The sequence below is a fragment of the Metabacillus dongyingensis genome, assembly GCF_019933155.2.
In the GTDB taxonomy this organism is placed as follows: domain Bacteria; phylum Bacillota; class Bacilli; order Bacillales; family Bacillaceae; genus Bacillus_P; species Bacillus_P dongyingensis.
The window spans coordinates 3,431,243-3,445,518 of sequence record NZ_CP082944.1; the positions used below are offsets into that span (position 1 = coordinate 3,431,243).

Annotated in this window: 12 protein-coding genes; 4 read left to right on the forward strand and 8 right to left on the reverse strand. The window is 38.3% G+C overall.

Annotated features, from left to right (window positions below; genetic code table 11):
• Nucleotides 1–2: 2 nt before the first annotated feature.
• A complete protein-coding gene (locus K8L98_RS16955; protein ID WP_223436468.1) occupies nt 3–1,169 on the reverse strand; it encodes an endonuclease Q family protein in 1,167 nt (388 codons plus the stop codon).
• Nucleotide 1,170: 1 nt separating this feature from the next.
• Nucleotides 1,171–1,722, reverse strand: coding sequence for an NUDIX hydrolase (locus K8L98_RS16960; RefSeq protein ID WP_223436470.1), 552 nt, complete (start codon nt 1,720–1,722; stop codon nt 1,171–1,173).
• Between the two features lie 233 nt (nt 1,723–1,955).
• On the opposite strand from K8L98_RS16960, the gene mciZ reads away from it, so the two are divergent.
• From mciZ to K8L98_RS16975, 3 genes are all read left to right on the forward strand, one after another.
• Entirely contained in the window at nt 1,956–2,078 is a 123-nt protein-coding gene (gene mciZ / locus K8L98_RS16965; RefSeq protein WP_223436472.1) for a Z-ring formation inhibitor MciZ, read from the forward strand.
• A 69-nt stretch (nt 2,079–2,147) separates the two neighbouring features.
• Entirely contained in the window at nt 2,148–3,053 is a 906-nt protein-coding gene (locus K8L98_RS16970) for an aldo/keto reductase (RefSeq protein WP_223436474.1), read from the forward strand.
• A 224-nt stretch (nt 3,054–3,277) separates the two neighbouring features.
• A complete protein-coding gene (locus tag K8L98_RS16975; protein WP_223436476.1) occupies nt 3,278–3,784 on the forward strand; it encodes a DUF3189 family protein in 507 nt (168 codons plus the stop codon).
• Between the two features lie 114 nt (nt 3,785–3,898).
• Here K8L98_RS16975 and K8L98_RS16980 read toward each other — a convergent pair whose 3' ends face one another.
• Together K8L98_RS16980 and K8L98_RS16985 are read right to left on the reverse strand one after the other, a co-directional pair.
• Complete coding sequence (locus K8L98_RS16980) at nt 3,899–4,399, reverse strand: VOC family protein (RefSeq protein WP_223436478.1); 501 nt, start codon at nt 4,397–4,399, stop codon at nt 3,899–3,901.
• 367 nt (nt 4,400–4,766) lie between these two features.
• Complete coding sequence (locus K8L98_RS16985; protein ID WP_275976714.1) at nt 4,767–8,912, reverse strand: S8 family serine peptidase; 4,146 nt, start codon at nt 8,910–8,912, stop codon at nt 4,767–4,769.
• Nucleotides 8,913–9,283: 371 nt separating this feature from the next.
• On the opposite strand from K8L98_RS16985, the gene K8L98_RS16995 reads away from it, so the two are divergent.
• Nucleotides 9,284–10,525: a helix-turn-helix domain-containing protein gene (locus tag K8L98_RS16995; protein WP_223436480.1), complete on the forward strand. Its 1,242-nt coding sequence runs from the start codon at nt 9,284–9,286 to the stop codon at nt 10,523–10,525.
• Between the two features lie 493 nt (nt 10,526–11,018).
• On the opposite strand, the gene K8L98_RS17000 is transcribed toward K8L98_RS16995, so the two are convergent.
• From K8L98_RS17000 to K8L98_RS17015, 4 genes are all read right to left on the reverse strand, one after another.
• On the reverse strand, nt 11,019–11,273 hold the full coding sequence (locus K8L98_RS17000) for a DUF3886 domain-containing protein (protein ID WP_223436482.1): 255 nt from the start codon (nt 11,271–11,273) through the stop codon (nt 11,019–11,021).
• Nucleotides 11,274–11,340: 67 nt separating this feature from the next.
• A complete protein-coding gene (locus K8L98_RS17005; protein WP_223436485.1) occupies nt 11,341–12,009 on the reverse strand; it encodes a CoA transferase subunit B in 669 nt (222 codons plus the stop codon).
• A gap of 14 nt (nt 12,010–12,023) precedes the next feature.
• Complete coding sequence (locus K8L98_RS17010) at nt 12,024–12,719, reverse strand: CoA transferase subunit A (RefSeq protein ID WP_223436487.1); 696 nt, start codon at nt 12,717–12,719, stop codon at nt 12,024–12,026.
• A gap of 16 nt (nt 12,720–12,735) precedes the next feature.
• Nucleotides 12,736–13,923: an acetyl-CoA C-acetyltransferase gene (locus tag K8L98_RS17015; RefSeq protein WP_223436489.1), complete on the reverse strand. Its 1,188-nt coding sequence runs from the start codon at nt 13,921–13,923 to the stop codon at nt 12,736–12,738.
• Nucleotides 13,924–14,276 lie beyond the last annotated feature (353 nt).

Consider the following 14,276-nt stretch of genomic DNA (forward strand, 5'->3'; position numbering starts at 1 on the left):
TATTAGTTAGGGGCAATTTTCCCGTAAACTCCGCCGCCTCCAGGGACAGCACTAAGCTTTCCTTCCCTGGCAGCTATTATATAATCTGCTGTTTTAGGAGGCAGAACCTTTAATAGGTCCGGTCTTGAGATCTCATTTAAGATAACCATCTCGGTACCAAAGGCCATTTTTAATTTCCCAAGAGTCTTGGGGCCGATTCCGGGAATAAACTGCAAAGGCACCTGGTGCACATATGGAGGACGTTCTGGTTTCTCAGTGTTGTTGTCTGCCAGCTCCTTCAAGCGGGTGCTGACCCCTTTAGTCGTTCTCTTGCTGCCGCAGCTTTGGCATAACGTGTTCACTGCCTCTTTTTGGATGCCGCATTTCTCGCAGGTTGTGCCATAATACTTGCCTAATAGCGGATTTAATCCATGATTTGAAAGAATTGTCCGGTTTCCTATTTGTTTCAGAGCCTTTTTCAGCTCTTCGAAAGAAGGTTCCTCTAATTGAAGCTTCTGATACTCCCTCCCAATTTTAGCAAGTGAGTGTGCGTCAGAGTTTGTTAAAAAAGGATACGGATTCAGTTCAGAAACCTGAGAGGCCATACCCGTGTCAGAGCTTAAACCAAGCTCAACCGCATCAATCAAGTCCGGATCTAATACTTGATCAAGCCTAGAGGATACCCCGCTGCCGTAAAGGCTTTTGTGTGGTGTGAAGATATGAGCGGGAATAAACAGGCCTCCAAGCTCGTTTACTTTTTTCTGAAGAACTCTCGCATCTTCATACATTCTTTGAGTACTTAATGTAATATTTTTAACCCTAAGCGACAGCCATTCAGAAAACTGCTTCATCTGATGAATAGCCGGCATAAAGACAAGCACATGCAATGGACCTTTGCACGAGTTATCATAAACTTCAATTTCGGAGCCGAGAATCATTGTGGTCTGTTTAAATTGAATACCGCCCTGGGCATGTTCTGACCATATTCCTTCTTTTAAACCCTGATCCAGGGTATCCAAAATCTCCGGTACGTGGCAGTCAATGATTCCGATTATGTCCATTCCTTTATGCTCGCTTGCTTCAATCAAAATATTTTCAAGCGTAAGCTTATTTGAAGCAGTTATTTTAACTGGTTTGCCTGAACGTGTCCGTCCGATATGAATATGTAAATCTGCAAAATAGGTATTCATTTTATTTTTGAAGAGCCAGTTTCAGCTGCAGATACTGAACAGCGTAAGCTGTTTTCGCATCGAAAATCCGCTGATTATCAATCATTTCCTGCGCTTCCTCAAGTGTCACCTCCAGAACATCTACAAATTCATCCTCATCAAGTTCTGCCTTTTCGGTTAAAATCTCCAATTCTTCCGTAAAATATAAATGCACAAGCTCATCTGCAAACCCTGGTGATGTATAAAACGAAAGTAAGTGCTGAAGCGACTCCGTTGTATACCCTGTTTCTTCTTCCAGTTCCCGTTTAGCCGTGACATCAGGCTGTTCCCCTTTTTCAAGCTTGCCGGCAGGGATCTCAACGAGGACTCGCTCCATCGCTTTCCGGTATTGCTGAACCATGACAATTTTGTTTTCTTTAGTAATGGCGATCACAGCAACCGCTCCCGGATGCTTGATAATTTCTCTTGTGCTTGTTTTTCCGTTCGGAAGCTCTACTTCTTCTAAGTACAAATCAATAATGCGACCGGAAAATAATTTTTCAGATGATTTTGTTGTTTCTTTTAAATGATTCATACTCATTCCTCCGCGTTCTACAAATTCTGCTTTTCACATACATTCTATCATATTAAGAAAAGCGGAATCGCCCGTTTAGCTTGGGGCCTGACAGATAAGAATCCGGCAGTAAAGTCCGGGTTTGACTTTTTTGACGATTTGTTCTGGCCGAGGAGTTGGGCGATGGAACTGGACATAGATGAGAAAAACTTTATACCTCTTTATCAATTAACGAAGAAACGAGGCGAGCGCATATGAAGATCTACCTTCTTGAAAAAGGCGTCGTGCTGGTCGGCAAAGCTTGGGAAGTACGTGAAAAACTGAAGGAATACAGCAGGAAATATGCAACGGTTGAGCAGTGGACAAAAGATAAGTAAGCGTCACAATTGCATTTTCATCTCTCTTGTACTAATGTCAAAGCAAGACGTACAGTCAGGAGTGATACGATGAAAAAAAGACAGTTAGGCACATCAGACTTATTTGTCAGCGAACTTGGACTTGGCTGCATGTCTCTTGGGGCAGATAAAGAACAGGCAGAGTCCGTTATCGATGCAGCCCTTTACGAAGGAATTAACTACTTTGATACAGCAGATTTGTATGATTTTGGACTGAATGAAGAGTTCGTCGGAGATGCACTAAAAAAACGAAGACAGGATCTGATCCTTGCAACGAAGGCCGGCAACCGCTGGAACGAGAACAAAGACAGCTGGACATGGGACCCATCTAAAGCCTATATAAAAGAAGCTGTGAAACACAGCCTTAAACGATTGCAGACAGATTACATCGATTTGTATCAGCTGCATGGCGGCACGATTGAAGATAACATTGACGAAACGATTGAAGCGTTTGAAGATCTGAAAAAAGAAGGCGTTATCCGCTATTACGGAATATCATCGATCCGCCCAAATGTCATTAAACAGTACCTGGAAAAATCATCGATTGTTTCAGTCATGATGCAGTACAGTCTGCTCGACAGAAGGCCTGAGGAATGGTTTTCTCTTCTTAAAGATCACAGCGTCAGCGTGATTGGAAGAGGTCCTTTAGCAAAAGGACTGCTGACAGATAAATGGGAATCCAAGCTATCTGAAAAAGGATACCTTTCCTACAGTGAGGACAAACTCCGCCAGCTGCTTCCATCCATCGATGCAGAAACGGATCTGACTCTGACAGAAACTGCCGTGCAATACTCACTGAAGCAGGCTGCAGTCGGATCTATTATTCCGGGTGCCAGCAAAATTGAACAGGTTCAGGCTAATTGCCGTGCTGCAAATGCACGTCCTTTATCTGGGGAGGAATATATAGCGCTGCAGGCTTTGACGAAGTTTGATAAATATGAGCAGCATCGTTCGTAATATTTAAAGCTTTTTTAGGGATTCTTTCCGGATACGGTGAGAATCCTTTTTATTTTTGTTGATCTCCAAATTGCCTCCAGGTCTGTCAGCTAGTTGGAGAAAAGCAGAGGGAACAGCCTCCAATAAAGCCGCTTCATCACGCTGCAGTTTTTTCTGCGGCATTTACATTTTTTATCTTTTTAAGCAGAAGATATGTAAAAGGGATAAAAGAAAGGAATGATTTTATGATTTATATTTATAATTGCTATGGCGGCACACATTCCTCTGCACTTGCAGCAGCCTACCATTTAGAGAAGTTAGCAAGCAATACAATACCATCTAAAAATGAAATACTTTCTGTTGATATGTTCAATAAACTAACTTCAAAAGATATGGGAAAGATTTTCTTTCATGGCATTGACTCAGATGGAAATAAAGTGTTTTCCTTAGGGCGGGGTTCTTCTAAGCTTATTGTACCCTCCATTCAAAGTATGCTGGAAATACTTAATGAAAAAGGAAAACTGGAAGAAAAGATCATCTTTTCAAACACTTCACCCACAGTTCCATTAGCGATGACCCTTGGAGGACTTTTTTCGCGAAGATTAAAAATAGACTTTATTGGTGTACCTTTATTAGTAATAGGAGCGAAAAAAGCCCATCCGGATCTTATTCAATTAGTACATAATACCAAAGAGGCAGGAAAAGCCGCCATACGAAACATTGAAATTCTTGATAACGGTTTTGGCAGATAGCGAAAGCCTCATCAGAGAAGCGGTGATACTCTAATTAACGTCACACTTTCTTATCTGATTGCAGAAATTCAAATTCCGTTTTATAAGGTTTTGCTCAGCTTATCTATCGTAATTTTATCCTTCATAAGCCTGCTTTAAGGTTTTAATATCCATTTTCTTCATTTGGAACATTGCTTTTAGAACTCTTTCTGATTTTTCAGAATCAGAACTGCTTATCATTTCGGTAAGACAGGTTGGAACGATCTGCCACGATACACCGTACTTATCTTTAAGCCAGCCACAAACCTGGGCTTTTTCATCTCCGCCCTCTGTGAGCTTTTCCCAATAATAATCGATTTCTTCTTGTGATTCGCAATTGACAATGAATGAGATTGCTTCTGTGAATTTGTATTGTGGACCGCCGTTCAAAGCTACGAATTCTTGTCCTTCCAGCTGAAATTTCACAGTCATCACTGTTCCCTCTGAGATCCCGCTGATATGATGTCTTTCTTTTCCATATCGAGTGATTTTTTCTATCTTCGAATTTTTAAAGACTGAAGTGTAAAAGACTGCTGCCTCTTCAGCTTTTAAATCAAACCACAAGTTAGTTGTGATTTTTTGGATTTTGTTTTTCACTTTTTTTCTCCTTCCTGCTTTTCATCGTTACTGAAAGATTTTATTTCATTATTTATAGACTACTTTCATTCTGATTCTTTAAGGATATATTTAATCCTGCTTCTGGCATAATTTTTTCATCTAATTCTATTGTAAATTTCCATAAATGGAATAAGATTCAGAGATTCTTGGTTTGAAATCATTTTGGAAATCACCTGCAAACATTATAAAGTAAAAAGCAGTTGAAAGATCGATCGATCTTTCAACTGCCTAATTTATAAATTATTGGACTTTTTCAGTGCCCTCGTTCAATACCGAGGCCATTTATCAGCAGCATTTCTCTTTTTTTATGGGATACAGGTCATTAAAACGAAAATCATTCTGTTTCTTAATTAAATCTCTTTTTCAATTCTTCTAATGTTAAATCCTTAGTTTTTTCAACTGGTTTATTGGACGTTGGGAAATATGGGTTGATCGACATGAAGTTCTTTTCGACAAAGTTAAAGTCAATAATGTCAACGACTCCATCTTTGTTTAGATCTTCTTTCAATTTATCCCCTGTATTACCAGCGTTATTTGCAACAAGTTTTGCGTCATAAATATCGATTACATGATCTCCGTTGACGTCTCCTGCAGCAGCCGTATCCGTATAGATAGTAAAGAAATTACCTTGGACTTTTCCATCAATTGTCCTGCTTAAAGTTTGTTTTTTACTGTATAGGAAATGACCAGGAATATCTACTATTAACGTATAATCATCTTTTGTTGCAGGAATATCTTTAAACGTCATATACCCTTTATCTGAAATATCTGCACGGTACTGTTTGCCTTTTTTATCTACTAGATAAGCTTTTGTTCCAATTTTCGAATAATCTAAATCATAGTTGTCTAGATTAACTGCTTCACCATGATAGTAACCTTCTGCCCATGAGTGCTGAGAGATGAATTTAAACTTTTCAGCAAATGTTGGTAAAGAATACTTACTGCCAGAGCTTGTTTGATATGAAGATTCTTGATAATAGAATGCACTTTCTACCATATAATTATGGTCATCGACTACTTTTAATGTGATATCCAGTAAATCAATATCATTATTAATTGAAACTGGCAATTTTGTCTTTTTGTCTGAAATATCTAAAGCAAATGTTGAAATGTTAGACCAAGTGTTTTCTGTAAATTGCGGCTTTGCAACGCGAACAGTCCAATTATTTTTCTTTGCAAGATCCTCCAGCTGTTTTGATGGCTTAACGCCTGCAACTTTATAGAAATCAGGGACATCGATTGTGACAGAAGCACTTGTTAAATCTTTCGCGTTTTGAACTGTAAATGTATTTACAAACTCTGATCCAAGACTTACACTTTTTGCATTTGGTTTTATTGTAGAATATTTATCCCCTTTGTTAATAAAAGTAAAGTCTGGAAAAACCGGATTTCCTGCTGTTGCGTAATCATAAGTATAGATAGCAACATTTGTTGGATCGTTTGCATATTCTTCTGGCAGGACACCAAATTTAAATTCACCATTTGCATTTGGGAAAAATTCAGCTGTTGGCCAAAAAGAATCTTGATATGCGTAGGCGGTATTTTCTTCTTGAGTGATGTCATGTCCTCTGCTTTTTAAATAGTCAATCGTATCATCATACAATTTTCCATGCACCCAATATGCTGTATAATCTTGTCCGTCGTAACTTTCAGTTGTTAAATCTGAACTTGTAAGTTCTTTGATTCCTGTTTTCTTATCAAATTCCAGTGTTGGAGCTGTATTATCGATCACCATGTCATTATCGATTTTATATGTTTTACCATCTACTCCTGTACCGATATAAGAAACAATGTATTTACCTTCTTTAAGTGGTTCATATTCAAGTGCTAATGGTTTATTCGGATCACCTGTAAAATGTTTTACCTCACCTGAAAATCCGAAGAATATAAAGTAATCCGTATCAACTGACGCATTTTCTAAATTAAACGTGCCATAATACCCAATTGGTTTTCCATCTAGATCGCTAACCACTACATCAATCGTTTTCATATGACTATTTAACTTGAAATCGACTGGTGTAAACGGCTGGATGTATGGATGAAAGTTACTAAGGTCATTCGTTATTGCATGTTTATAAAATTTTAGCTTTTCGAATCCAGGTTTAGCATAACGAACATGGAAAGGAATTTGATATTCTGCAGTTTTCGACTCATTTTCAATATAAATATATCCCTGATATACACCAAATTCTGCATTAGCTGGAATTGATATTTCTGCATTAATATTTTTATTCTCATTTCCATTCACTTCAATCGTCGATGGTAATTGAAGCGTCACACCATTCTTGCCAGCTTCCTTTGAGACGCCATCGATTGTTAAAAATTCTACCCTTGTATGATATGTTTCTAGTTCACTGCTTAAATTCTTAATAGAAATCGAGGTTGCTCTATTTTGCGTCTCACTTGATTGTGCAATACTGCCAAAAGGTATAGATCCCGAAATGTCATCGATTTCTATTTTTAATCCATTTTCATCTAAGGAAGTCGTCTTATTTTGCACTTCAAAAAGCGTTGTATTGTGGACTGCCTCATATGCATCTACACGTCCTGCTCCAACTTCATTCACATTGTACGTACGGCCTTTTAAAGGATCTGCAGTATTCATTAATGCTGCCTTTACATCTGCAACTGTATAATCTGGATGTGATTGTAATAATAAGGCTGCAACCCCCGCAACATGTGGAGTTGCCATGGATGTTCCGCTTAAACTCGCATAACCGCTTGAGTAATCGACACCATCTTCTGGACTATTAATATATTCTGGAACAGTAGAGAATGTAGAAACTCCAGGTGCTACTACATCAGGCTTAATATCAAAGTTATTACTGACAGGACCGCGTGAGCTAAAATCAGCTAACACATCACCTGCAGTCATATTTGACTGTAAGTCTGTTAATTTAAGTTTAGCTGCAGGATCTGCTTTTAATTTTTCTGTAAGTTTTACTCCATCGTCATGTAACATTTTAAATGTTGGGACATAACCATGATTTTCACCTAGGTAAATTGGAATTTCGCCATCAACATTATTGAATATCAATACAGCTGCAGCACCTTTATCGTGAGCACGTCGAATTTTTTCATCAAATGATATTGTGCCGCGAGAGATTAATGCCACTTTCCCATTAATTTCTTTGTCAGTATAATCCTCTTCTGTGCCAATTCCTACTTCAACAACATCATACTCTTTATCAATTAACTTTAGATAATCTTTACCAAGACCATGCCCCATTAAAGTATTTTGAACTGAAATATCTGCTAAACTTGCTTTAACGGTTGGAATATCAGTCGGAACATCACTTGCACCAACAGTGATTGCCAGTGGAGAAGCACCTGGTGAACCTAACGTACCAGGACTTGGCCCTGCATTTCCTCCGGCTATAACTGGTATGACCCCTTTTAATGCTGCGTTGTTGATTGCTACAGATGTTGCGTCTAAGGAATGATTATTACTATTACCCAATGATAGATTTATCACATCCATTCCATCTTCTACAGCTCTTTCAATACCTGCGATAACCGATGAATCATAACCTGATCCATATTCTCCTAATACTCGATATGCATACAAGTCAACATTCGGAGCTACACCTGTCATGGCATATTCAACATCGTTTTTAGGGTTGGATGCGATGGTGCCAGCAACATGAGTTCCGTGTTCTGTATAGTATGAACTACCATTAATCGATTCAGGTTGATCAGATGCAAGCCATTGCGCTCTAGTTGTTTCCATTGGATCAGAGTCATTATCGACAAAATCATATCCGCCTTTATAAACATCTTTTAAATCAGGGTGATTATAGTCAATCCCTGTATCAAGCACCCCAACTTTTATTCCTTGTCCTTTTAAGCCCTCATTATGTAAACGATCAACTCCAATATGAGGAAGCGCTGGCGGAATTACTTTTGCAGTTGCTTGTTCTTGAGCAGCAGTCGATTCATTTATCGGTAATTTAACGACATTGTCTTTCCAAATCCTTTTAACTACACCAGTCTCAAGCAAGGTATTAATTTCATTTGCAGGAATCGTCATAGCCATTCCGTTAAATACATTCTGGTAAGTTTGTTTAATTTTATAGTGAAGTGAATTTTCTTTTAACTTCGGGTTCAATTCCTTCTTTTTATTGAAAAGCTCCTCTAAGCGCTGCTTGAAATATTCCTGTTCTCCGTTAATCTTTTCTGCTTTATTTTTTGATGTGCCTTTTGAGTTTGATTGCTGCGTAATATCGTTCGGAGCTGTTTTGAACTCAACAATGATATTTGCGGTTTTATCTTTAAGTGACAATAATTTCGGATCAATAATGAAGCCTTCTTGTGGGGTTAAACGTTTAATAGACTGTCTTTGTTCTTCTGATAATCCTTTTAAGATCGATTCAGCAGAATTTGAAATCGCATAAGATTTTTGTTGAGGCATTAAAAAAGATGTGAGAATGCTAGATGCTAATACACCCGTTAACATAACATTTAGTATTTTTTTCTTCTTCCGAAATTTCATCCATCAACTCTCCTTATAGTATAACATTTTATGGAAACTAATTGGTTCAATATTCCTTGTTTCATCGCATTCCTCCCGATAGAAAGATAGTGTAAAATTAGAGTAGAATAATTAGAAAACTCTATTAATTCATATTGTACTTGAGCTTATATGTAAGGTAAATTGGGGGAATTGTCTCATCAATGGACCTGTTTTTAATTGAAGAATAGTAAAACCATTTAAAATACATTGTTAATATTTGTAGAAATACGCGTTATCAGAGAAATCGCACCAATTAAATAGGTAATTTTAATGAAATTATCCATTTTATACTTGGGGGAATTTTGGTACAAATACGTAAATATGAATATTTTTCAAAGGAGAAATACGTTATGTATGAGGGGAAAATCATAAAATTTTATCGTGAAAAAAATAAAATAACTCAAGAGCAATTAGGAAAAGGTATTTGTTCTGGTACTCATATTAGTAAAATTGAGCGTTTACACACTGAATATGCCCCTGAAATTGTCACCCTTTTATCAGAACGTCTAGGTATAAATATGAAATATGAAATAACAAAACTCCGTAATCTTAAAGATCGCTTATATCAATGGCAGGATGTTATTATCATGCAATTATTTGATGAAATGGATCTTATCAATGATGAACTTGAAAAAGAAGATTTAATTCAAATCTCAGAGTATATAAATCTTTATCAATTACTTCGAGTCAGGTACTTACTGATGCATAATTTACCCGATGATGCTTTTAATATCATCCATGGAATCCAAAAGAATGAACATAAATTATCATCCTACGAAGCCAACTTATTAAAACACGTATTAGGCATTTACTATTTAGCAAAACATGAAAATCTTCATGCAGTCCATACACTAAAATCTATCGATGAATCAGACTACAATAACAAAGAATATACCTACCATCTAGCAGCTGCATACCATTCCATTGAATCACCTGTCATGGCTTATTATTACGCAGATAAGTCGCGTCAATTTTTTAAAGAAATTAATAACTATCTTAGAGTGATTGATGCAGAAATGCTTATGCTGATCCAAGTTAAAGATGATGGCGAATTTAAAGAGACGATTCAAAGGTTCCAAAACCTGATCAAAAGCTGCGAACTTTGTCATTCACCTGTTCGAAAAGCAAGGGTATTACACAACTTAGCTTTTGAATACTTCAGACGGAATAAATTTGAGCTTGCGTGTAAGTACTATAAAGAGTCAATGAGTCTCAAAGATAATGATTCAAGTCCTTATTTACTATCTTTAGACGGATATATTAGAAGTTCATTAAATGGGAGCATACTTACTCGAGAGGAACTAATACATCTTGTTAAAGAGGGACTTGAAACTGCTATAAAGAAAAATGAAAGACTTTTTATTATCTTATTTAATCTACTTAGTTTTTTAATTGAAGAGAAAGAAAAAGAATACCATCAATACTTATGTGATCAAGCTTTACCAATGTTTACACAATTTGGCTTTGTCTATTTGATCCAGCGTTCAAAAAAAGAATTGTTTAACTATTACATTAAATTTAAACAAACTAATAAAGCCTTAAAAATGGCGGAATTGCTAATCAATCATGAAAAAAAGTCATGTCACTTATGATAAGTGACATGACTTTTTTTACCTTTATAATTAATTTTTGTGAATGTTAAATTAGAATTTCTAGTTAGTATTTACCTTGCTTTCTATGGTCGTACGTAATGCTCTTCGTAAAATTTTGCCTGTGCTATTCTTAGGCAATTCACTTAACAATTCTATCTCTTTTGGTACTTTATATTTGGCTAATTTACCTTGCAAAATAATAATAAGTCATTAGTACTGCCTAAACCACTAAAGAAATTCCATAAAAAGGTAAGGTTACACCTTCGAATTTTTTCTGCAAATGGTAAGCCTGATTATACTGCGGATTATTTCTTAAACGATGAAAAACTATTTTCTTTATTAAAAATTAACGGTCAAGAATAAACCAAGAAGCAGCAACAGGAAAATCTGTAGTTGATCCTCTAAAAATGTTTCTAAACAAGAAGTAATTAATGTCACAGCAAAAACACACACACAAAAAAAGACTCCATTTTGCGGAGTCTCTACCATCCAGTCATTTATAATCAGACCAATTCATATTGCTGTCATTAAGCAGCTCTTCAAAGCTTTTGTTCTTTTCTTTTTCTTTTTTCTCTTTGATTTTTTGAAGGCGTTCTTGCTCTGCCTTCTGCTCCTGTTCTTCCAGCAAACCTTTTTTCATGTTTGAAAGCTTCTGGAACAAGTCAGACTCAATATGATTCTTTAAGTTTAGGCTATCGTCAGTTTTTTTAGGCTGAGGTCTTTGCTGTTTTTTTTGTTTTTTAGCCATGATGATCACTCCCGTATCCTTTCATTATATACAAGAAAGGTGGTTTATAGAAAGCGATTTGACCCTTTTAATAAGCATCGAGTTTTACATCGTCTCCGATAATCAGCGCAGGCTCTGTAGATTTTTTGATATCTTCGATCGTGTAGCCTTTTGCCACTTCAACAAGCTTTAGTCCAAGCTCTGTCACATCTATGACAGCCTGATCTGTAATAATGCGGTGGACAACCTGTTTCCCCGTAAGAGGCAATGTGCACTCATTCAGAATTTTTGGTTCGCCTTTTTTGTTTACATGCTCCATGATGACAATGATTCTTTTTGCGCCATGAACTAAATCCATGGCACCTCCCATTCCTTTTATCATCTTGCCTGGAATCATCCAGTTTGCGAGATCTCCTGTTTCGGATACTTCCATTCCCCCGAGAATAGCCACATTGACGTGTCCTCCGCGGATCATGGCGAATGACTCAGCACTGTTAAAATAAGCAGAACCCGGAATAGCCGTTACCGTTTCTTTTCCGGCATTAATTAAGTCAGGGTCCACATCTTCTTCTTTCGGATAGGGTCCAATTCCAAGAAGTCCATTTTCAGATTGAAGAACAACCTGTTTGTTTTCGCTGATATAATTGGCAACAAGTGTCGGCATGCCGATTCCCAAGTTGACATAGAAACCGTTTTCAATCTCCTGTTCTGCTCTTCTTGCAATTTTTTCACGTACTCCTACTTTATCCTGTATCATCGCTTTGCCTCCTGTCATCCTATCTTTTGAACCGTTAACCGTTCAATGCGTTTTTGCTGTTCACCGAGTATCAATGATTGTACATATATGCCTGGAGTGTGAATCTCACTTGGATCAATCTCTCCAGCTTCTACAAGTTCTTCAATTTCAGCAATCGTTACTTTTCCGGCTGCCGCAATCATCGGATTGAAGTTTTGAGCTGTTTTATTGTAAAGCAAATTGCCCATCTTATCTGCCTTCCACGCACGGACAAGACTGAAATCTGCCGTTAGCGCTTCTTCCAGCAAATACTCTTTTCCCCCGAAGCTGCGCGTCTCTTTACCTTCTGCGATTGGCGTGCCTACACCTGCAGGCGTGTAGAAAGCAGGGATACCCGCACCGCCTGCCCGGATTTTTTCAGCGAGCGTTCCCTGCGGGACAAGTTCCACTTCAATTTCCCCGGAAAGAACCTGGCGTTCAAATTCTTTGTTTTCACCAACATATGAGCTGATCATTTTTTTGATTTGCTTATTTTTAAGAAGCAGGCCAAGACCCCAGTCATCTACTCCGCAATTGTTAGAGATGATCGTTAAATCTTTTACGCCTGTTTCTACTAAAGCAAGAATCAAATTCTCAGGAATTCCACATAAGCCAAACCCGCCAACCATTAATGTTGATCCGTCTTTAATGTCTTTCACTGCGTCTGTAAAAGATGTATTCACCGTTTTCATTTATTTCACCCCGGAATTATAGATTTTCTATGATTGTTGCTACGCCTTGTCCCCCGCCGATGCAAAGTGTCGCCAATCCGCGTTTTGCATCTCTGCGTTTCATTTCGTGAATGAGTGTAACAAGGATTCTTGTACCGCTTGCTCCGATCGGATGTCCAAGAGCAATTGCCCCTCCGTTTACATTCAGCTTTTCTTTATCAAAATGAAGTTCGCGGTCAACCGCAATGGATTGTGCTGCGAAAGCTTCATTTGCTTCAACAAGATCAATATCCTTCATGCTGAGTCCGCTCTTCTTAAAGGCTTTTTGCACTGCTGCAACCGGTCCAATCCCCATGATGCTTGGATCTACGCCAGCGTTGCCGTTGGCTGTAATTTTAACCAGCGGCTGAATGCCAAGCTCTTCCGCTTTTTTCCGGCTCATCACAACTACGGCAGCTGCACCATCATTTATTCCAGATGCATTGCCGGCTGTTACTGATCCGTCTTTTTTGAAAGCAGCCCGCAATCCTCCAAGCTTTTCAGCTGTTGAACCCGCTCGCGGAAACTCGTCCGTATCAAATGTGACGGCATCTCCTTTGCGCTGCGGGATAACTACTGGCGTAATTTCATTTTTGAACGTTCCAGCCTGGATCGCATCTGTTGCCTTTTTCTGGCTCCAGGCAGCAAATTCATCCTGCTCTTCTCTTGAAATTTCATATTTATCGCATAAATTTTCCGCGGTTACTCCCATATGATAATTGTTGAAAGCACACGTTAACCCGTCGGAAACCATTGTGTCAATCAGCTTTTGATCACCCATTTTAAATCCGTCGCGTGCATTTTTTAATATGTACGGTGCCTGGCTCATATTTTCCATTCCGCCGGCTACGATTATATCAGCATCTCCAGACAGTATAGCCTGTGCAGCAAGGTGAACCGTTTTCAGCCCTGAACCGCAAACTTTATTGATTGTCATAGAAGGAATGTTTTCCGGCAATCCTGCTTTAATAGCTGCCTGTCGTGCAGGATTTTGGCCAAGGCCTGCCTGAAGGACATTCCCCATAATGACCTCGTCCACCTGCTCCCCTTTTAATCCCGCTTTTTCGAGAGCGTCCTTAATAACGATAGCTCCAAGCTCAGGAGCAGATACACCCTTCAGCGATCCCCCAAAACTTCCAATTGCCGTACGGACTGCACTTACGATGACCACTTCATTGTTGCTCATTTTCTCATTCATCCCCTTTTTTCATTGGTTCATAGATTGGTTTCGCTAAATAAAGATAAATTCCTTCAAAATTTTCAAGATTCAAATTTCATTTGCATCTAATGCTAGTAAACTACTAATATAGAAATATGTAAACCCTTTCATAGAAAAGCGGAACCGACTGTTCAGCCCCGACAGGCAGATAAGAATTCACTCGAAAAGTCCGGTTTTGACTTTTTGGGGGAATTTATTCTGACCGAGGGGTTAGGAGGTGGAGCTAGACAACACGAAAAGCGGAATCGCCCGTTCAGCCCCGACAGGCAGATAAGGATACGACAGAAAAGAATCAACTGGAATAGGCCAATTGAAGTGAA

Excerpts from the sequence above, each read along its gene's own strand:
- K8L98_RS16955 (WP_223436468.1), bottom strand. The coding sequence starts at position 1,169 with ATGAATACCTATTTTGCAGATTTACATATTCATATCGGACGGACACGT.
- K8L98_RS17000 (WP_223436482.1), bottom strand. The coding sequence starts at position 11,273 with ATGGCTAAAAAACAAAAAAAACAGCAAAGACCTCAGCCTAAAAAAACT.
- K8L98_RS17010 (WP_223436487.1), bottom strand. The coding sequence starts at position 12,719 with ATGAAAACGGTGAATACATCTTTTACAGACGCAGTGAAAGACATTAAA.
- K8L98_RS17015 (WP_223436489.1), bottom strand. The coding sequence starts at position 13,923 with ATGAGCAACAATGAAGTGGTCATCGTAAGTGCAGTCCGTACGGCAATT.
- K8L98_RS16985 (WP_275976714.1), bottom strand. The coding sequence starts at position 8,912 with ATGAAATTTCGGAAGAAGAAAAAAATACTAAATGTTATGTTAACGGGT.
- K8L98_RS16970 (WP_223436474.1), top strand. The coding sequence starts at position 2,148 with ATGAAAAAAAGACAGTTAGGCACATCAGACTTATTTGTCAGCGAACTT.
- mciZ (WP_223436472.1), top strand. The coding sequence starts at position 1,956 with ATGAAGATCTACCTTCTTGAAAAAGGCGTCGTGCTGGTCGGCAAAGCT.
- K8L98_RS17005 (WP_223436485.1), bottom strand. The coding sequence starts at position 12,009 with ATGATACAGGATAAAGTAGGAGTACGTGAAAAAATTGCAAGAAGAGCA.
- K8L98_RS16995 (WP_223436480.1), top strand. The coding sequence starts at position 9,284 with ATGTATGAGGGGAAAATCATAAAATTTTATCGTGAAAAAAATAAAATA.
- K8L98_RS16960 (WP_223436470.1), bottom strand. The coding sequence starts at position 1,722 with ATGAATCATTTAAAAGAAACAACAAAATCATCTGAAAAATTATTTTCC.
- K8L98_RS16975 (WP_223436476.1), top strand. The coding sequence starts at position 3,278 with ATGATTTATATTTATAATTGCTATGGCGGCACACATTCCTCTGCACTT.